Source organism: Bradyrhizobium cosmicum (assembly GCF_032290525.1).
Classification (GTDB): Bacteria; Pseudomonadota; Alphaproteobacteria; order Rhizobiales; family Xanthobacteraceae; genus Bradyrhizobium; species Bradyrhizobium cosmicum_A.
The window spans coordinates 1-19,035 of sequence record NZ_JASXTA010000018.1 but is presented as its reverse complement, the minus strand read 5'-3'; the positions used below and the strand labels follow the sequence as shown (position 1 = coordinate 19,035).

The following is a 19,035-nucleotide window of genomic DNA, read 5'->3' as shown; positions in this document are numbered from 1 at the left end:
CCATGACACACCATTTTGCGCGCCGCCTGCTGCTGGCTGCGCTCGGCCTCTGCGCACCCGGTCTTGCCGGCTGCGCCGCCTTCTCGCCTGACAGCGGCATGTCCGCGGTCTCGGACCTGACCAGCCAGACCATCCACAAGGACGTCGCCTTCGTCCGCTCGCCTGAGGGTGCGGAGGCAGCCAACGGAACCGTCCGCCGGCTGTTGTCGCGCACGCTGAACATGGACGCGGCCGTGCAGATCGCGCTGCTCAACAACAGGGGATTGCAAGCCGCCTATAATGAGCTGGCGCTGGCCGAGACTGATCTGGTCGAGCAGAGCCTGCCGCCCCCTCCGGTGTTCTCGATCTCGCGAATCTCAGGCAACGGCGCCAGCGAAATCGAGCGCCAGATGGTCGGTGACATCCTCGCGCTTGCCACCTTGCCGTTCCGCTCCGACATAGCGCGCGAGCGTTTCCGGCAGGCGCAATTGCGTGCGGCGCTGGCGACGCTCCGGCTCGCCGCCGACGTGCGGCGCGCTCATGTCAGGGCTGTCGCGGCCAACGAGATGGTGGCGCTGCTCACGGATGCGAAGGCGACCGCGGAATCGACCGCGCAACTCGCCGTCAAGCTCGGCGAGACCGGCTCGCTCAACAAGCTCGACCAGGCCCGCGAGCAGGTGTTTTACGCCGAGACCACCGCCGATCTCGCCGCCGCGCGTCAGATGGCGACGAGCGGGCGGGAAAGGCTCGCGCGACTGATGGGTCTGTGGGACGACGGCCTCGACTTCCGTTTGCCGAATCAGCTGCCGCCGCTGCCGCGCCGGCCGCAGGCATTGCCCTCGATCGAGGCCGATGCGGTGGCCCACCGCATCGACCTTCAGATCGCTCGGCTTGAGCTGACGGCGCTGGCAAAATCGCTGAACCTCACCGAAGCGACGCGCTTCGTCACACTGCTCGATCTCGCCGGCATTTCCCGCCGGACCCAGGACCCGGAAGGCGCGCCGTTCCGCGAGCGCGGCTTCGACGTGCAGTTCCAGATCCCGATCTTCGACGGCGGCGAGGTGCGGGTGCGGCAGGCGGCCGAGACCTACAACCTCGCCTTCAATCGCCTGACCGAGCGCGCCGTCAATGTCCGGTCCGAAGCGCGCGATGCTTACCGCGCCTACCGATCGACCTATGACATCGCGAGCCATTATCAGCGCGAGATCGTGCCCCTGCGCAAGATCATCACCGAGGAGATGCAGCTCCGCTTCTCCAGCATGCAGGTCGATATCTTCGCACTTTTGACCGAAGCGCGGCAGCGACTGGCATCGCTGCGCGGGGCGATCGATGCGAAGCAAAGCTACTTCCTCGCCCAGTCCGAGTTGCAGACCGTCGTCAATGGCGGCGGCTCGCCCGCTTCCGGCGGCGACAATCCCACCACCATCGCCGCGGCGGCACCTGCCGAGGGCGGCCACTGAGATGGAGGCCAACATGTTTTCCCGCCGAGGATTTTTGGGCACCGCCGCGCTTGCCAGCGCGTCTGTCGTCAGCGGCCGCGTCCAGGCCGCATCGATCCCGGAAGCCCCGCACATGGACAAGGCCGTGATGCAGCCGCCGCTGCATCCGATCAGCGGCCCCGACTACCGGCCCGTCGTCACGCTGAACGGCTGGACCTTGCCGTTCCGCATGAACGGCGACTGGAAGGAATTCCACCTCGTCGCCGAGCCTGTGGTGCGGGAGTTCGCCGAAGGCATGAAGGTGAATCTGTGGGGCTACAATGGCCAGTCGCCGGGCCCGACCATCGAGGCCGTCGAAGGCGACAAGGTCCGCATCTTCGTCACCAACCGCCTGCCCGAATACACCACCGTGCACTGGCACGGCATGATTGTGCCGAGCGGCATGGACGGCGTCGGCGGGCTGAACCAGCCGCACATCGAGCCCGGCAAGACCTTCGTCTACGAGTTCGAGATGAAGAAGAGCGGAACGTTCATGTACCACCCGCATTCCGACGAGATGGTGCAGATGGCGATGGGCATGATGGGCATGTTCGTCGTGCATCCGCGCGACCCGAATTTCCGTCCGGTCGACCGCGATTTTGTCTTCGTCATGAGCACTTACCTCGTCGAGCCCGGCACCTACCTGCCGAAAGTCAACGAGATGACCGACTTCAACATGTGGACCTGGAATTCGCGGGTGTTTCCCGGCATCGATCCGCTGCCGGTCAGGCTCGGCGACAAGGTGCGCGTGTGCATCGGCAATCTCAGCATGACCAACCATCCGATCCATTTGCACGGCCATAGTTTTGCGGTGACCTGCACCGACGGCGGCTGGATTCCGGAGAGCGCGCAATATCCGGAGACGACCACCGACGTGCCGGTCGGTGCGGTGCGCGTGTTCGACGTCCTCGCCGACAATCCCGGCGACTGGGCATTCCACTGCCACAAGTCGCATCACACCATGAACTCGATGGGCCACGACATGCGCAACCTGATCGGCGTATCGCGCAAGGACCTCGCAAAGGCCGTCGGCAAGCTTGCGCCTGACGGCATGGCAATGGGCTCGACCGGAATGGCGATGGGTAACATGGAAATGCCCGCGCCCGACAACACGCTGCCGATGATGACCGGCACCGGGCAGTTCGGCCCGATCGAGATGGGCGGCATGTTCACGGTGATGAAGATCCGCGAGGGAATGGCGCGCGACGATTACCGCGATCCCGGGCCTTACCAGTTCCCGCAAGGCACGGTCGCCTACGAGGTCGCCTCACCGGCGGCAGAACCTGCACGGCAGCCGGAGACGCCGACGCACAAGATGAAGATGTGAAGTTTCGATGAACCACCAACTGGAGACGACAATGAAGAAGACGATCAGACTGGTCCTGGCGCTGGCTGCGCTCTCGATTGCGCCCACCCACGCGCATGAAAAGCACGGCCACGAGTCCTTCTCGGCCGGCGAACCGGGCGATCCCAAAAAGCCTGCGCGCGTCATCGAGATTGCGATGAGCGAGATGAGCTACGAGCCGTCAAAGATCGAGGTCAAGCGCGGCGAGCAGATCCGCTTCGTCCTGCGCAATGTCGGCAAGGAGGACCATGAATTCCTGCTCGCCACCACGAAGGAGAATCTCGCGCACGCCGAAGTGATGAAGAAGCATCCGCACATGGAGCACGACGAGCCGAACGGGGTGCGACTCGCGCCGAACAAGACGACCGAGGTCCTCTGGAAGTTCAGCAAGGCCGGCACGTTCGAATTTTCCTGCCTGATCCCCGACCACCGTGAGTACGGCATGGTCGGCCGCGTTACCGTGAAATGAAGGAGACCGCCATGAACCGCATCATCCGCATCGCATCCCTCCTGGCGCTGACCGTCGGTCTTGCCGCCGGAGCCTTCGCGGCCCAGAGCGCCGCGATCAATGGCGAGGTGAAGAAGATCGACGAGAGCGCGGGAAAGATCACGCTCAAGCACGGCCCCGCCAAGAGCCTCGGCATGGAGGATCCCATGACCATGGTCTACCGCGTCAAGGATCCTGCTTTGCTCAAGCAGGTGAAGGTCGGCGACAAGGTGACCTTCGAAGCCGAGGAGGCGGCCTCGGGGTATACGGTGACCAGGATGGAGAAGGCGAAGTAGGGCGGCGCTTGGCAGCCCGGCCGTCATTCCGGGATGGTCCGCAGGACCAGACCCGGAATCTCGAGGTTCCGGGTTCGGCTCTACGAGCCGCCCCGGAACGACACCTGTGGCCCCCGAAACACCCCGGTCTGACCTCCTGCCGCACCCTCCGTTAACCGTTTGCTAACCATACACCCGGCAAGAATTGCCGGGTGAAGAGTCGAGTGTCGTCAGCCGCGTAGAACGGGAGGTCCCCCGTGGACGCCAGTGCGGTGCCTCACTTTCGGAACGGCGGCCCTTCGGCCGCCGCGCAGACATTTGGGGCGCGCGGGCGGCAGTCGCGCGGAGGGGCAGCTACCATGGTCGATGTCACCGCGGGACAGGGCGTAGGCAGCACGAACGCCGGCTTCCCCACCCTTGCCGAGATCGGCAACATCCTCAGGCGCGGCGACATCGCGCTGGCGCTCGGCGTTCTCACCATCCTGGTGGTGCTGATCCTGCCCCTGCCCGCGATCGTGCTGGACCTGTTCCTGGCGATCTCGATCACGCTCTCAATCCTGATCCTGATGACGTCGCTGTTCATCCAGGCGCCGCTGGAATTCTCCGCCTTCCCGACCGTCCTGCTGATCTCGACCATGCTGCGCTTGTCGCTCAACATGGCCTCGACCCGCCTGATCCTGTCGCACGGGCATGAGGGCACGGCGGCCGCCGGTCACGTCATCGAGGCCTTCGGCAGCTTCGTGATGGGCGGCAATTTCGTCATCGGCATCATCGTCTTCGCGATCCTGATCATCGTCAATTTCGTCGTCATCACCAAGGGCTCGGGCCGTATCGCTGAAGTCGCCGCCCGCTTTCACCTCGATGCCATGCCCGGCAAGCAGATGGCGATCGACGCCGACCTCTCCGCCGGCCTGATCGACGAGCAGGTCGCCAAGCAGCGCCGCAAGGACCTGGAGGACGAGAGCGGCTTCTTCGGCGCCATGGACGGTGCCTCCAAATTCGTCCGCGGCGACGCCATCGCCGGCCTCCTGATCGTCTTCATCAACATCGTCGGCGGCATGATCATCGGCGTGGCGCAGCAGGGCCTCTCCTTCGCCGACGCCGGGCGCAGCTACACGCTGCTGACGGTCGGTGACGGCCTCGTCACCCAGGTGCCGGCGCTGATCGTCTCGACCGCGGCGGGCCTGCTCGTCTCGAAGGCCGGCGTCTCCGGCGCCGCCGACAAGGCGCTGATGAAGCAGTTCTCCGGCTATCCGCAGGCGCTGGCGATGTCCTCGGCGGTCATGCTGGTGCTCGCCGCCCTGCCCGGCATTCCGACCCTTCCCTTCCTCGCGCTCGGCGCCGGCGCCGGCGCGCTCGCCTGGCACGCGCGCAACCGCAACCGCGCGACGGCCCGCGCCGCCGAAGTTGCAAAGACCGCACCTGCGCCGGGAACGCCGGGAGCACCGGGCTCCGCTGCGGCCGAGGAGCCGATCTCCGCCGCGCTCAAGATCGACGACCTCAAGATCGAACTCGGCTATGCGCTGCTGCCGCTGGTCAACGGGCCCGACGGCACCGACCGCCTCACCGAGCAGATCAAGGCGCTGCGCCGCTCGCTGGCGATCGAGATGGGCTTCGTGATGCCTGCCGTGCGCATCCTCGACAACGTCCAGCTCGAAGCCAACACCTACATCATCAAGATCAAGGAGGTCGACGCCGGCACCGGCAAGATCTGGCCGAACCAGTTCATGGTCATGGACCCCGGCGGCAGCCAGGTGCAGGTACCCGGCATCCACACCACCGAGCCGACCTTCGGCCTGCCAGCGACCTGGGTCGATGCCAGCTTCAAGGAAGAAGCCTCGCTCAAGGGCTACACCGTCGTCGATGCCGCGACCGTGCTCTCGACCCATCTCACCGAGCTGCTCAAGGCCAACATGTCGGATCTGCTCTCCTATGGCGAGGTCCAGAAGCTGCTCAAGGAGCTGCCGAAGGAGCAGGGCGAGCTGGTCAAGGACATCGTCCCGGGGCAGGTCACCGTCTCCGGCATACAGCGCGTGCTGCAACTGCTGCTCGCCGAACGCATCTCGATCCGCGACCTCTCGACCATCCTCGAAGGCATCGCGGACTCGCTCGCCTTCTCGCGCAATCCCGCCACCATGGTCGAGCATGTCCGTGCCCGGCTGGCGCGGCAGATCTGCGCGCAGAACACCTCCTACAACGGCTATCTGCCGCTGATCGCGCTGTCGGCGCGCTGGGAGCAGGCCTTTGCCGAATCCATCATCGGCCAGGGCGAGGAGCGCAGCCTCGCGATGCAGCCCTCGAAGCTGTCGGAGTTCATGACCGGCGTGCGCGAGGCGTTCGAACGCGCGGCACGCGAGGGCGAGGCTCCGGTGCTCGTCACCTCTGCGGCAATTCGTCCTTTCGTGCGTTCCCTGGTCGAGCGGTTCCGCGCCCAGACGACCGTGCTGTCGCAGGCTGAGATCCACCCCAGGGCGAGATTGAAAACGGTCGGAAGCGTCTGATTTGCCTTAAGAAGCCGTGTGTTTTTCGGCCACAGGCAAATGTTTTCTGAGTTCCTGGCGCCTTGTCGACCAAATGGCGTCGAGGCGCCTTAGAAGCACATTACCTATTTGAAATAATTACATAATTGCACGATCAGGCACCCCTCTCGATCGCGACTTCTCACGTCGCGTCACGCTGTTGTGATCGCCTCTTGGGAACGAATCCCCCCAATACTAGGTTGATGGGCACCGGAAGCATGAACCTGCCCGAACAGGGTAGCGACTACTTCGGGTAGATGGCGGCAGGAGCCTTCCATGAACCACTCGATTTACAGCGCAGATCGCTCGACCCACCTCAAGATCGTGGTCGTGGCCCTCGTCGCAGGGATCGCGGTGGCAGGCTTCGGCATCACGGCACGCACGACTGCTTCAGACGAAGGCCTGACCCAGACCGCTCGCGTCATCAAGGCCGGCAAGCCGGTTGTTATCACCAGCGCAAACGCGTCCCTCGTTCGCTAAGGAGACATGAGTTTCAGGAATTCACGCGGCTCTTTACCAGCCCCCCAAAGTCGCCACGTGGATATGTAGACGACCCCAACCCCAAGTCGACTACAGAAAGCGCCCGCCCCCCACGGGCGCTTTCTCATGTTTGGGGTGTGTTTTACGCTGCGGATGAATTCGGCGCGGATGTAGCCAGCGACGCCGCTCCAAACACAACCGTCATTCCCCGCGAAATCGGGGATCCAGTACGCCGCAGCTTCTCTGTATCCCACTGCCGTCTCTGGAATACTGGATCGTACGCCTTCGCGGACGATGACACCTAACATGAGGCACTACCGCGCCCCATAGGTCGGCGGCGGTGCCTGCACGGTCGGGGCTGCCGCGGCGAACAGCTCGCCCTTGCTGCCGGTGAGCGGCGGATAGATGCGCCTGCGGTTGATGGTCTCTTTGGTCGCCTTCGCGGCCGCGCCGGTGGCGCGGACTTCTCGGTCCCAACCTTCCGTGTAAAGCGCGCCCCAGCCGCCGAGATCGAGCACCGTCACGTACCAGTCGATCCGCAGCGGCAGCATCGGCAGGCCTGCGAGATCGGCAACAACGTTGTGGCCGGCGAAGCGGCCCATGGGACGGGCGAACTGGCAGGACATCACGGTCGGATGCAGTCCGTCGACCACGCTGGAGGCGACGTCGCCCGCCGCGAATACGCCAGCCACATCCGCAACCCGCATGAGGGGATCGACCAGCAGCCGCCCAAGGCGGTCGCGCCCGCCTGGAAAGCTCGCGGCCAGCCGGCTCGCGCGCATGCCGGCACACCAGATCACCGTCTGTGTGGGGATGAACTCGTCCGAGCTCAGGCGCAGGCCGGCAGCCTCGATGGATACGACGCGCACGCCAAGCCGCGTCTCGACGTCCAGCGATGACAATGCCGCCTCGATGACGGGACGCGCATACGCACCGATGGTCGCCCCCACCGCAGGATTGGAATCGACCAGGATGATGCGGCGGCTGCCGATGATGCCGGCGCGCGTCAACCTGTCTGGCATCTCGGCCGCAACCTCGATGCCGGTAAAGCCGGCGCCGACCACCACGACCGTCGCGCGCCCCGGCGAGGGTGCACTGCGTCCGAGCGAGGCGAGGTGACTTTCGAGGCGGAGCGCGGCGGCATAGCTGTCGACGTCGAAAGCATGCTCGGCGAGGCCGGAGATGGCCGGACGCATCACTTCGCTGCCGAGCGCGAGCACCAAGCGGTCGTAGCTCAGCGTCTCATCGCCGCGGCTCGTGACCAGCGAAATCTCGCGCCGTCCCGGATCGATGGCTTCGACCTCGCCGAGGCCGTGACTGACCCCGATCGGATCGAGCAGCCGTGCAAGCGGAAGCGCGACCTCGCTGAGATCGACCTCGTAATTGCGCACGCGGATGTTGTGATAGGGATTGCGGTCGACGACGTGGATCTCGATGTCGCTGCCAGCGGCGATCTCGTCGCGCTTGCGGGCGGCGCCGATGGCAGCCCACAGACCTGCAAACCCGGCGCCGAGAACGACGATACGCGCCATGTCCTACGCACCATGTCTGTTGACTTCGTTGTTCCGAGCAATCCGGCGATCTGCCGCGCGCGAACAGCTTAGCTCATTCCCCCGGATCGACCAACCGCGGCGGCGCCCCCGCTGCACAAGAACGCAGCTTACGCCTCGCGCAGCTCAGAAGGCGTCGCGCCAAAGCGCTTGCGGAAAGTGCGGTTGAAGTAGGACAAATCGGAGAAGCCCGAGGAATGCGCGATGTCGCTGATCTTGCGTGCTCTCGCACGGGGATCGACGAGCAGCTTTCTCGCCAGCAGCAGTCGCTGCTCGAGCACGAATTCAGTGAAGGTCGTGCCGGCCTGCTCGAACAGACGCTGCGCCTGGCGCGGGCTCAAGCCGGACCGCGTCGCGATCTCGGACAGGCAGAGATCATTGCGGCCGAGCGCCGCCATCACGTCGGCACGCATCAGATCGAGGCGGGCTGCGGCATGTCCGCGGCCGCGCGCGAGGCTCGCATGCTCCGCATCGGTGCCGAGCAGGAGGCCGACGAGATCGACCATGTGCTGCGCGGTCAGGCGCTGGCCCACGGCATCGAGATGCGCCGCCTGGTTGGCGGCGAGCGCGTGGTAGCGGAAGATCGTCTCGGCGACTGCGCCATCAGCGAGCACTTGGGACAGCTTGTCCTCGGCGCGCGGATTGATGTCGAGCAGCGCGCGGCGCGGCATGCGGATGGTAGTGAAGCGGTCGTCGTCGCTGTGGCCGACGGTGCCGGTGATGGCCATGTCGACCAGCACCATCTGCGCCGGCGCAAGCTCGACGCTATGGCCGTTCTGGCCGACGCGGACGAGGCCCGCATGGGCCGATATCAGCACCAGATCGTCGCTGCCGTCGGCAAGGAGGCTTTGCGTGCGCGAGTATTGCGCGGAGGCGCCTTCGGGAATCGCGAGCGCGATATTGTCGACCACGCTGACCTGGAGCCGGCAATCGATGCTGTCGCCATGGCTCGGCCCGATATCAAGGCCGCAGGAACCAAAGGCCCGCTCGCGCCAATGTTCGAAGGCCGGACCATGCGGCAGACCCGCATATTGGTGGACGAAGATGCCCGGCGTTTTTGCTGGATCCATCTGACTTCTAGCCCCTCTCCGGCACCATGATTGGCGGCACCGACTGCAAATTCCGGGCATTTGACGCCGTGAATTGCAGGGAGGTTCAAATTGAGGCTGGATTCGGCGAGACTTGTCGGATTGCGACGACGGGACGGACCATGACGACAGTCACGCGTCTACTTCTTCGCGGGCGCCTGCGGCTGGGAGGACGGCACAGTCTCGATCAGCTTGCCGGAAAACACCGGCGCCGAGGTCGGCTGGCCGTTCGGCGAGCCGCCGGCCTGTTCGACGGTGACGGCGTAGGTCGCGCCATTGACGACGTCGGCATCGTAAGAGCCGAGCAGCGGACGCGCGGTGAAATCGCCAGAGCCGATCACGCCGAGCGAGCGCGGACGCGGCAGCTTGTCCGAGATCAGCCAGAGCTCGAAGCTCTTGCCGGGCTCCGGCGTCGCGCCGACCTTGCGCACGGTAAAATTCCTGGTCGTGCCGTCGACCGTGAGAATGAAGGCGGGGCCGCCGGCCTGGCCCTGCAACAGCGCGACGTATTGCGCGGACGCCGCAAGCGGCGCCGGTGTCTTCACCTCGACCGTCTGGATGCGCGGCGCCGGACGCAAGCCGCCCGGCAGCGCGTCGGGCTGGAAGATCTGAAGCGACAGCGTCACCAGCAGTGCGGCCGCGAGCGCGCCGGCGGCGGATGCGACGGTGCGCCAGCGCTTCACGCGGCTCTCGAGCCGGATCACATTGGTATTGTCCGCGACCGGCGACGGTGGCGCGCGCACGACTTCAGGATCGGGCGCATGGACCTGCGGCATGAATACCGGCGCGATGTCTGGAAGCACATCGGATTCGGGCCGCACGGTGCCGGGCTGCTCTGCTTGCGCAGGCTGCGGCGCCGGTTGCTTGGTATCCTCCGAGGCCAATTCCGGCGGCGAAATGTCGGGCGAGGAAAGCTCCGGCGTTGGCGGCGGCGACGAGCCTTCCGGCAGCGCAGACGGCTCCTGCGCAAAATCCGTCCGCGCCAGCTCGGACCTGATGTTCTCCCACACGATCGGACGCGGCTCGATGGTGCCGACCATCTGGTTGAGGACGCCGAGCCGGTAGGCCCAGGCCTGCACGACATCGGCGAACGCCTTGTCCACCGACATCATGGTCTCGACCTGCGCGCGCTCGTCGGCGTCGAGGGTGCCGAGCGCGTATTCCGCGGCGAGCGCGATATGGTCCTCCGTGTAGGCCATCACATGCAGTCCAGAACAACCCTCATGGTACGAGCCCTCATAGTCCGAGGCACTCGCGGATATCCAACATGCTGCGCCGCAGCCACGTCTTCACCGTGTTGACGGGCGCGGCAAATTTCTCGGCCAGTTGCTCGCGGCTCCAGCCGTTGTAATAGGCGAGAAGCACGAGCCTCTGACGGTCGGGCTCGAGCCGGCCGATACATTCCAGGAGCCGCTTCAATTCCTCGGTCATCTCCCTCCGCGCCAGCGGATCGGGGCTTTCGGCAGCGACCTCCATCGCCTGCGGCTCTTCTTCGATGGAGACTTCCGTCTTCTTGCGCACGATGTCGATGGCGCGGTTGCGCGCGATCGACGCCATCCATGTGATCGGCGACGACAAGGCCGGATTGAACTGGCCGGCGCTGTTCCAGATCTTGACGTAGGTCTCCTGAATGACCTCCTCCGCGAGATCCTGCCGGCGCAAGATACGAAGGACGACGCCATAAAGTTTCGCGCGCGTGGCGACGTAGAGGCGCTCGAACGCCGCCTGATCGCCCTTGCCGACCGCTTCGATCAGCTCGACCAGCTCTGCTGGCGTCCGCATTCCGCCCCCCACACACGGCCCGTCGCGTCCGCGCAGACCCCGGCACTCCGCTACCATAGCGCGTGGCAAAGCCCATCACCAAGGGGCGGGGCGCCACGCTGTGGATAGCAAATGCGAAAACCCGGACCTTGCGGGTCCGGGCTCTCGAATTCTTGTCGATTTCGCTGCTAGCGGCTCAGGCGACGGCGCCGATGCGGGCGCGCATCAGGCCGATGCTGTCGAGGTCGGCCTGCTCGCGGGCGTTTTCCTCGGCGCGTTCGCGGGCCTGGTCGCGCTCGTCGAGCAGCTCGACCTTCTTCAGCTCCTCGAACGCCTCGGCCAGCGCGGCCTTGGCTTCGTCGAGCTGGCCCTTCAACTCGTCCGCCGAGCGGGTCAGGTTCTCGCGGCGCTGAATCGCGGCCTTGGCATAGGTCGGATAGGCGAAATGCGAGGGATCGTTGATCCCGGCACGCTCCTGCTCGGTCGAGATCTCGCGTTCAAGATCGGTCGACATCCGCTGGAAGTCGGCGATCATGGTCTCGATTTGGGAGACCCGGCGGCGCTTCTCGTCGACCTGAAACTTCTTCAGGCGGATGAGGGTATCACGTGACTTCATCGACTCGTACTCCCCAGAAGTCCCTTGGCTGCACGTGGGACGACACCGGTCGCCCCACAGGCCCGATTGGGGCCCAGACCGGTTCTGCTACTCTGTGGGATCGGATGATGACGGGACAAAGTTAGCGTTCCGTTTCCAAATTACCGAGGATTTGCGCCAACTGCCGGTAGCCGTCCGCCAGCGATGCATTTTCGTCCTTGCGCTGCCGCAGGAAGGCTTCCAGCGGTTCGTGCAGCCGGATCGCCTCGTCGACCTCGGGGCTGGAGCCGGTCCGGTAGGCCCCGAGCCGGATCAATTCCTCCATGTCGGCATAGGTCGCCATCACCTGGCGGGCCCGCTGGATGGTCGGCCAGAATTGCGGATCGGCCGATTTCGGCATGGTACGGGAGACGGATTTGAGGATGTTGATGGCGGGATAGCGGCCGCGCTCGGCGATCGAGCGCTGCATCACGATATGGCCGTCGAGGATGCCGCGGACGGCGTCCGCGATCGGCTCGTTGTGATCGTCGCCGTCGACCAGCACCGTGAAGATCGCGGTGATCGCGCCCTCCCCGAGGCCCGGTCCGGCGCGCTCCAGAAGCTTCGGCAGCTCGGTGAACACGGTCGGCGTGTAGCCCTTGGCGGTCGGCGGCTCGCCGGCGGACAGGCCGATCTCGCGCTGGGCCATGGCAAAGCGCGTCACCGAGTCCATCAGGCAGAGCACGTCCTTGTCCTCGTCGCGAAAATATTCGGCGACCGCGAGGGTCAGATAGGCCGCCTGGCGGCGCATCAGCGCCGGCTCGTCGGAGGTCGCGACCACGACGACGGAGCGCGCCAGGCCCTCCTCGCCGAGGTCGTCCTGCAAGAATTCCTGCACCTCGCGGCCGCGTTCGCCGATCAGCCCGATGACGCTGACGGCGGCATCGACGTTGCGCGCGAGCATCGAGAGCAGCACCGATTTGCCGACGCCGGACCCTGCGAAGATGCCCATGCGCTGGCCGCGGCAGCAGGTGAGGAACGTGTTCATCGCGCGCACGCCGAGATCGAGCGGCGCCCCGACGCGCTTGCGCGAATGCGCCGGCGGCGGCGAATTGCGGTACGGCATTGGCGAGGACCCTTGCGGCAACGGTCCCTTGCCGTCGATCGGCTCGCCCAGCGCGTTGACGACGCGGCCGAGCCAGGCCGATGACGGACGCACCTGATTGGCGGCATTGGCGATCACCGCCTTGCAGCCGCGGCGCACGCCGTCGAGTCCGGCGAACGGCATCACGACGGCGTTGTTGCCGGAGAAGCCGATCACCTCGCAGGGAATGGAACGGCTCGCGCCGGTCTCGATCACGAGCCGCGCACCGACCGACATCGCGTGAATGGGGCCGGCCACCTCGACCATCAGGCCGCGCACACCGACCACACGGCCATAAATGTTGACGCCGTCGATATCGCCGATCTGTTCGGCAAGAGCCTTCATGGGAGGGCCTTCATAGCGGGCGCACCTTCATAAGGGGGCCTTCACAAGGTGGTCGTCTTCGTGATCCCCGGGACTTCACGGTAAAACTCTTAAGTTTCGCCATATTTCTGAACGGCGCTTAACTTCGTGTTTACCCGCATCGTTAATCATTGCGTCACTGTCTTTGTGACTGAGCGTGGCTCCCCTTCAGAAGAAGGCTGAGTCGCGGGAGTCGGTTAGGCCCGTCTCTTAAAGTGGAACTTGAACGGAGCGAACTAACAAAAGCTGCTTCCTGCGCAAGACCTTAGGGCGATTCGAGAAAAATTGCACCAAGGGGACTTGCGTTCCGGAATCAGGATTTGTTAACCATCTGTCGTCAGGATCCGAATCAGTTGTTCAAAGGCGTTTTGTTGAGTGCCGCGAATGCGGCCGACCTGACGCCCAGGAGCGGCGACTATGGGGAACTGGCATGCGCGTTTTGCTGATTGAAGATGACAGCGCCGTCGCGCAGTCGATCGAGCTGATGCTGAAGTCTGAGAGCTTCAACGTCTACACGACCGATTTGGGGGAAGAAGGCGTCGATCTCGGTAAATTATACGATTACGACATTATCCTTCTCGACCTCAACCTGCCCGACATGTCCGGCTACGACGTGCTCAAGCAGCTTCGGGTCTCCAAGATCAAGACACCGATCCTGATCCTCTCCGGCCTCGCCGGCATCGAGGACAAGGTCAAGGGTCTCGGCGTCGGCGCCGACGACTACATGACCAAGCCCTTCCACAAGGACGAGCTGGTGGCCCGCATCCACGCGATCGTGCGCCGCTCCAAGGGCCATGCCCAGTCGGTCATCCAGACCGGCGACCTCGTCGTCAATCTCGACACCAAGACGGTGGAAGTCGGCGGCCAGCGCGTGCATCTGACCGGCAAGGAATACCAGATGCTGGAGCTGCTCTCGCTCCGCAAGGGCACGACCCTCACCAAGGAAATGTTCCTCAACCACCTCTATGGCGGCATGGACGAGCCGGAGCTGAAGATCATCGACGTCTTCATCTGCAAGCTCCGCAAGAAGCTCGCCAACGCTTCCGAAGGCCGCAACTTCATCGAGACCGTGTGGGGCCGCGGCTACGTGCTGCGCGAGCCGCACGAGCAGGAAGAGCGCATTCCGGCCTGATCTTACGGGTTTACGTCGCGAGCCCCCTCGGCACGCTCCTCCCAGCCTGGACCCCGCCGCAAATGGCGGGGTTTTGTTTTGTGGGTCGCTTCATCCGAAGCTTAATGTTTGAACCGCTATCCTCCTCCCGCCGACGAATGGTCGCTGCACGATGGGGGAACGATGATCCTGCAATCACTGGCCGGCCTGCCCGCCTTCCTGGTCTATTTCTGCACCGGGCTGCTCGCGATCGTGGCGTATCTGTTCGTCTATACCCGCATCACCCCGCATAACGAATTCCAGCTCATCCGCGACAACGAGCCGGCCGCCGCGATCGCGCTCGGCCTCAGCCTGCTCGGCTTCGTCGCGCCGCTGGTCAGCGCCATTGCGCATTCGGCCAATGTGCTGGACTGCATGATCTGGGCGATCATCGCGCTGATCGTGCAGATCATCGTGCTTTTTCTCGTGAGAGTACCGGTGCCGAATCTGTCGGCGCGGATCGCGGCCGGCGAGCTTGCCCCCGCGATCTGGCTGGGGCTGTCTTCGCTCGCCGCCGGCCTGCTCAACGCCGCCTCCATGATCTACTGACATGGCCCACAAACCCTCCAGCAAGCAGTTCGGCAAGCGCAGGCCGCCGGCCGAGCCGCCGCCTCGGCGACCGCCGGTGAAGCGCTCCGGTCATGTCGCGCTGCTGGTGATGGGCACGCTGGCGGTCGGCACCACCGCCTACACGTTGATGCCGCGGCAGACTTGCGAGCCGCCGCCGGCCGGAACGGATTCGACGGTGCAGGCGAACACCGCTTGCAGCAGCAGAACCGGCTCCTCGAGCGGCGGCAGCTCGCGCTGGTCGTCGCGATCGAGCTTCTTCAGCGGCGACTCCTCGAGTCATTCCTCGTCCGGAACGTCATCCGATGGAGGCTCCGGCACCGTGAGCCGCGGTGGCTTCGGCTCGTTCGGCCACGGCTTTTCGAGCGGCGGCTGATCCATGCAACGCATCACCTGTCCCGAACGCGACGACTGGCAGCAGACCGCCGCGCAATGCGGTTTCGCCTTCCACACCATCGACGGCGAGCGCTATTGGGACGAGAGCGCCTATTACGGCTTCACGCTCGAGGAGATCGAGCGCGGCGTCGAGGCGCCGACCGGCGAAATCGACGCGATGTGCCTGGAGCTTGCCGGCCGCATCATCGGCGACGAGCGCCATCTGCGCCGCTTGAAGATACCCGAAGCGTTCTGGAGCTTGATCGCCGAGAGCTGGACACGAGACGACCGCAGCCTCTATGGCCGGCTCGATCTGAAATTCGACGGCAAGGGCCCGGCAAAGCTGCTCGAATACAACGCGGATACGCCGACCTCGATCTTCGAGGCCTCGGTGTTTCAATGGACCTGGCTCGAACAGGCGATCGAGCGGCGGATCATCCCCGCTCGCGCCGATCAATTCAATTCCATCCACGAGCGGCTGATCGCAACGTGGAAGGAGATTGGAGCTGGCGGCCATCTCCATCTCACCGGCACCACCGGCAATGAGGAGGACGCCGGCACGCTCGCCTATCTCGAAGACACCGCGCGCCAGGCCGGGCTCTCGACCAGGCTGCTCGACATCGAAGAGATCGGCTGGCGCGATGAGGCCGGCGGCTTCGTCGATCTCGACGATTGCGATATCGCACTCGCCTTCAAGCTCTATCCCTGGGAATGGATGTTCCACGACGCCTTCGGCGCAAAGCTCAGGGGCGCAGCGACACGCTGGATCGAGCCGCCGTGGAAGGCCGTGCTCTCCAACAAGGGCATCCTGCCGCTGCTCTGGGAGATGTTTCCGAACCATCCCAATCTGCTGCCGGCCTTCTTCGAGGACGACGCGCGCGCCGCTGAACTCGGCAGCTCCTATGTGCGCAAGCCGCTGCTGTCGCGCGAAGGCGCCAATGTCACGCTGGTGTCCGGCGGCATACCGCTCGACGAGCAAGCAGGCCCCTACGGCACCGAAGGGTTCGTGCGCCAGGCATTGTCGCCGCTGCCGAACTTCTCGGGCTTCTATCCGGTGGTGGGAAGCTGGCTGGTGAACCACGAACCCTGCGGCCTGTCGATCCGCGAGGACGAGAGCCCGATCACGGGCAACCGCTCGCGATTTCTGCCGCACGCGATTTTGTGAGAGGCTCTGTCATTCCGGGGCGCGACAAAGTCGCGAGCCCGGAATGACGGAAGAAAGTTCACCTCGCCGCGGCGACCTTCAAGGACGGCGGCATCAGACCTCCCATCGGGCGGCCGGAGCGCGACGGGTTGAGCTGATAGAGACCACGCCGCTCCGTGATCGGGCGGAACGCGTCGGTGATCCCGACGACGGATTCGGCGGCGCCAAGCAGCAGCGTGCCGTCGGTCTCCAGACACTTCGCCATGCGTTCGAAGATCACCGCCTTGATGTCCTGGTCGAAATAGATCAGCACGTTGCGGCAGAAGATCACGTCGAATTTGCCGAGATGGGAGAAGTCCTGCAGCAGATTGAGCTGGCGGAACTGCACCATCGCGCGAATGTCGGCATTGAGCTGCCAGACGTCGCCGACTTGCGTGAAGTACTTCATCAGGTGCTGGATCGGCAGGCCGCGCTGCACCTCGAACTGGCTGTAGAGGCCGGCCCTGGACTTCTCCAGCACCTCCTGCGACAGATCGGTGGCGACGATCTCGATACGCCAGCCGGCAAAGGCCGCGCCCATCTCCTTGATGCACATCGCGATCGAATAGGGCTCCTGCCCGGTCGAGGACGCCGCCGACCAGATCCGCAGCGACTTGCGCGCCGCGCGCGCCTGGAGCAGGCCCGGCAGGATGGTTTCGCGCAAGTGATCGAACGGAATCTTGTCGCGGTAGAAGAAGGTCTCGTTGGTGGTCATCGCTTCGACCACGTCGCTCGCAAGCCGGCCGTCGCCGTTCCTGATCTTCAGCACGAGATCGGGAATGCCGGGAAGACTTGCCCGGCGCGCGAGCGGCAGCAGCCGGCTCTCGACCAGATACTGCTTGTCGGGGGAGAGATCGAGGCCGGAGCGCTCCTTCAGGAACTTGCGCAGATAGTCGTAGTCTGCGGGCGTCACGCGCGGTCTCCCGCGAACAGGCGGTTGACCTTGGCGCCGATCTGGTTGAGCGGCAGGATCGCCGCGCAGATGCCGGCATTGGCCGCCGCGCCCGGCATGCCCCACACAACGCTGGAGGCTTCGTCCTGCGCGATGACGCTGCCGCCGGCGGCGACGATGTCCTTGCCGCCGCGCATGCCGTCCGAGCCCATGCCGGTCAGGATCACGGAGAGGATGCCGCCGTGCCAGATGTCGATGGCGGAGGTGAAGAGCGGATCAACCGCAGGCTTGCAGAAATTGACCGCGGGGCCGTCGTCGAGCGCGATCGCTATGTCCGCGCCGCTGCGCACCACGCGCATGTGCTTGCCGCCTGGCGCGAGATAGATACGGCCCGGCTTCACCGGCTCGCCGTCGACCGCTTCGGCCGCCGGCTTGCGGCTCGCGCGCGCCAGATGCTCGGCGAGAATGGTGGTGAAGGTCGGCGGCATGTGCTGGGTGATCAGCACCGGGACGCGGTCGATGACAGGACCAAGTTCGGTGACGAGCGCCATCAGCGCCTGCGGACCACCGGTCGAGGAGCCGATCAGCAGCACCTTCGGCGCCTGGGTCGAGAACGGGCGCGTGGACAGCGCCCCTGACGACGGCGCATGCACGGCCGGTGCGGGCGCCGCAGGCCGAGCGACGGTTGGCGCGCGCGCAGCCGGTGCGGGGCTCGCGGGCGCCAGCGGCGGACTTGCAACGGCGGACTTCCTGCGCAGCCGCGCGCCGAGATGGCGGATCTTCTGGATCAGGTCGTGATGAAAGATGTCCGCGGCCGACGCTTCGCGCGTCGATTCCGGCTTCGGAATGTAGTCGGCCGCGCCGAGCGACAGCGCCCTGAAGCTGATCTCCGCGTTGCGGCGGGTCAGCGTCGAAGCCATGATGATGACGAGATCGCGCTTCTTCGCCAGCAGTTGCGGCAGCGCCGAGATGCCGTCGAGCTCGGGCATCTCGATGTCGAGCACGGCAACATCGGGACTGATGCGTTCGATCTGGTTGACCGCTTCGAGCCCGGTACGCAGCGAGGCCGCGACCTCCATGTCGTGCTCGGCACCGATCCAGCGCGAGATCAGACCGCGGATGACGACAGAGTCGTCGACGACCATCACCCGCAATGGTCCGGCTTCGCGCGACGAGCCCGGGGTCGAATTACCTGCGAACGCAACACTCATTACTCACCAACTCAGACTGAAACGGTCAGTTGAAAACAAACGCCGAAGGAGCCGTTCAGCCTCCGGGCAGTCGCTCAGATAAGTCCGACTTCCTGGAACTTTGCCGTCACGATGTCCTTGTCGAAGGGCTTCATGATGTATTCGTTGGCGCCGGCGTGCAGCGCACGGGCGATGTGCGCAACGTCGTTCTCGGTGGTGCAGAACACCACTTTCGGCTGATCGCCGCCGGGCATGCGCCTGAGATGGCCGAGGAACTCGTAACCGTCCATGACCGGCATGTTCCAGTCGAGCAGCACCGCATCGGGCAAGCCGCGCTTGCAGGCTTCCAGCGCCTTCTCACCGTCCTCGGCTTCGAGGATCTGGAAGTCGAGGCCCTCCAGGATCCGGCGCGCAACCTTGCGGATGACGCTGGAATCATCAACGACGAGACAAGTTCGCATGTGAACCTCTGCTTCCCATCCCCTTTGTGGGGACACTTCCAATTGCAGGTACGTCGGCGGGTGTGCCGGCGTATCAGGCCGCCATCATCTCGGGCGCGAGCTCGAGGACGCGATCGACGTCGAGGACGACCATGAGCTGTCCGTCGAGGCGGTGGACGCCGCCGGCGAGCTTGG

19 protein-coding genes and 1 pseudogene are annotated in these 19,035 nt (G+C 65.0%); 10 read left to right on the top strand and 10 right to left on the bottom strand.

Features of this window, described 5'->3' with window-relative positions:
- Nucleotides 1-2 precede the first annotated feature (2 nt).
- The 6 genes from QSV46_RS28070 (at nucleotide 3) to QSV46_RS28045 (ending at nucleotide 6,563) form a co-directional block, all read left to right on the top strand.
- The gene (locus QSV46_RS28070; RefSeq protein ID WP_314959201.1) at nucleotides 3-1,439 is read left to right on the top strand and encodes a TolC family protein; all 1,437 of its coding nucleotides are present in this window, start codon (nucleotides 3-5) and stop codon (nucleotides 1,437-1,439) included.
- A 13-nt stretch (nucleotides 1,440-1,452) separates the two neighbouring features.
- Nucleotides 1,453-2,784, top strand: a complete 1,332-nt coding sequence (locus QSV46_RS28065) for a copper oxidase (protein ID WP_314959198.1) — start codon at nucleotides 1,453-1,455, stop codon at nucleotides 2,782-2,784.
- A gap of 31 nt (nucleotides 2,785-2,815) precedes the next feature.
- On the top strand, nucleotides 2,816-3,271 hold the full coding sequence (locus tag QSV46_RS28060) for a cupredoxin family protein (protein ID WP_314959195.1): 456 nt from the start codon (nucleotides 2,816-2,818) through the stop codon (nucleotides 3,269-3,271).
- Between the two features lie 11 nt (nucleotides 3,272-3,282).
- Nucleotides 3,283-3,585 carry a copper-binding protein gene (locus QSV46_RS28055; RefSeq protein ID WP_314959194.1) on the top strand — a complete coding sequence of 101 codons (303 nt, stop codon included), beginning with the start codon at nucleotides 3,283-3,285 and terminating at the stop codon, nucleotides 3,583-3,585.
- Nucleotides 3,586-3,923: 338 nt separating this feature from the next.
- On the top strand, nucleotides 3,924-6,065 hold the full coding sequence (gene flhA / locus QSV46_RS28050; protein ID WP_314959193.1) for a flagellar biosynthesis protein FlhA: 2,142 nt from the start codon (nucleotides 3,924-3,926) through the stop codon (nucleotides 6,063-6,065).
- Nucleotides 6,066-6,359: 294 nt separating this feature from the next.
- Entirely contained in the window at nucleotides 6,360-6,563 is a 204-nt protein-coding gene (locus tag QSV46_RS28045; RefSeq protein WP_314959192.1) for a hypothetical protein, read from the top strand.
- Nucleotides 6,564-6,877: 314 nt separating this feature from the next.
- Here the strand turns inward: QSV46_RS28045 and QSV46_RS28040 are convergent, their stop codons facing one another.
- The 6 genes from QSV46_RS28040 to fliI all read right to left on the bottom strand — a co-directional run bounded on the left by QSV46_RS28040 (nucleotide 6,878) and on the right by fliI (nucleotide 13,025).
- A complete protein-coding gene (locus QSV46_RS28040) occupies nucleotides 6,878-8,095 on the bottom strand; it encodes an NAD(P)/FAD-dependent oxidoreductase (RefSeq protein ID WP_314959190.1) in 1,218 nt (405 codons plus the stop codon).
- A 128-nt stretch (nucleotides 8,096-8,223) separates the two neighbouring features.
- Nucleotides 8,224-9,183: an AraC family transcriptional regulator gene (locus QSV46_RS28035; RefSeq protein ID WP_314959188.1), complete on the bottom strand. Its 960-nt coding sequence runs from the start codon at nucleotides 9,181-9,183 to the stop codon at nucleotides 8,224-8,226.
- Between the two features lie 158 nt (nucleotides 9,184-9,341).
- Nucleotides 9,342-10,400 carry an anti-sigma factor domain-containing protein gene (locus QSV46_RS28030; RefSeq protein WP_314959186.1) on the bottom strand — a complete coding sequence of 353 codons (1,059 nt, stop codon included), beginning with the start codon at nucleotides 10,398-10,400 and terminating at the stop codon, nucleotides 9,342-9,344.
- Between the two features lie 37 nt (nucleotides 10,401-10,437).
- Nucleotides 10,438-10,983, bottom strand: coding sequence for a sigma-70 family RNA polymerase sigma factor (locus tag QSV46_RS28025; protein WP_314959183.1), 546 nt, complete (start codon nucleotides 10,981-10,983; stop codon nucleotides 10,438-10,440).
- A 175-nt stretch (nucleotides 10,984-11,158) separates the two neighbouring features.
- The gene (fliJ, locus tag QSV46_RS28020; RefSeq protein WP_314959181.1) at nucleotides 11,159-11,578 is read right to left on the bottom strand and encodes a flagellar export protein FliJ; all 420 of its coding nucleotides are present in this window, start codon (nucleotides 11,576-11,578) and stop codon (nucleotides 11,159-11,161) included.
- Between the two features lie 121 nt (nucleotides 11,579-11,699).
- Nucleotides 11,700-13,025, bottom strand: coding sequence for a flagellar protein export ATPase FliI (gene fliI, locus QSV46_RS28015; RefSeq protein WP_314959180.1), 1,326 nt, complete (start codon nucleotides 13,023-13,025; stop codon nucleotides 11,700-11,702).
- 448 nt (nucleotides 13,026-13,473) lie between these two features.
- Between fliI and ctrA the strand changes: the two genes are divergently transcribed.
- The 4 genes from ctrA to QSV46_RS27995 all read left to right on the top strand — a co-directional run bounded on the left by ctrA (nucleotide 13,474) and on the right by QSV46_RS27995 (nucleotide 16,300).
- Nucleotides 13,474-14,175 (top strand): response regulator transcription factor CtrA, encoded by a 702-nt coding sequence (gene ctrA / locus QSV46_RS28010; RefSeq protein WP_015688285.1) that lies wholly within the window; start codon nucleotides 13,474-13,476, stop codon nucleotides 14,173-14,175.
- Nucleotides 14,176-14,337: 162 nt separating this feature from the next.
- On the top strand, nucleotides 14,338-14,742 hold the full coding sequence (locus QSV46_RS28005; RefSeq protein ID WP_314959177.1) for a DUF350 domain-containing protein: 405 nt from the start codon (nucleotides 14,338-14,340) through the stop codon (nucleotides 14,740-14,742).
- A gap of 1 nt (nucleotide 14,743) precedes the next feature.
- Entirely contained in the window at nucleotides 14,744-15,136 is a 393-nt protein-coding gene (locus tag QSV46_RS28000) for a hypothetical protein (RefSeq protein WP_314959175.1), read from the top strand.
- Between the two features lie 3 nt (nucleotides 15,137-15,139).
- Nucleotides 15,140-16,300, top strand: a complete 1,161-nt coding sequence (locus tag QSV46_RS27995; RefSeq protein WP_314959174.1) for a glutathionylspermidine synthase family protein — start codon at nucleotides 15,140-15,142, stop codon at nucleotides 16,298-16,300.
- Between the two features lie 58 nt (nucleotides 16,301-16,358).
- Here QSV46_RS27995 and QSV46_RS27990 read toward each other — a convergent pair whose 3' ends face one another.
- The 4 genes and pseudogenes from QSV46_RS27990 to QSV46_RS27975 all read right to left on the bottom strand — a co-directional run.
- Nucleotides 16,359-17,231 carry a protein-glutamate O-methyltransferase CheR gene (locus QSV46_RS27990; protein ID WP_314959173.1) on the bottom strand — a complete coding sequence of 291 codons (873 nt, stop codon included), beginning with the start codon at nucleotides 17,229-17,231 and terminating at the stop codon, nucleotides 16,359-16,361.
- Nucleotides 17,228-18,421, bottom strand: a complete 1,194-nt coding sequence (locus QSV46_RS27985; protein ID WP_314959170.1) for a chemotaxis response regulator protein-glutamate methylesterase — start codon at nucleotides 18,419-18,421, stop codon at nucleotides 17,228-17,230. The genes QSV46_RS27990 and QSV46_RS27985 overlap by 4 nt, the downstream gene beginning before the upstream one ends.
- A 74-nt stretch (nucleotides 18,422-18,495) precedes the next feature.
- The gene (locus QSV46_RS27980) at nucleotides 18,496-18,861 is read right to left on the bottom strand and encodes a PleD family two-component system response regulator (protein ID WP_007600538.1); all 366 of its coding nucleotides are present in this window, start codon (nucleotides 18,859-18,861) and stop codon (nucleotides 18,496-18,498) included.
- Between the two features lie 73 nt (nucleotides 18,862-18,934).
- Nucleotides 18,935-19,035 (bottom strand): annotated as a pseudogene (locus tag QSV46_RS27975) (chemotaxis protein CheW); the annotation flags it as partial.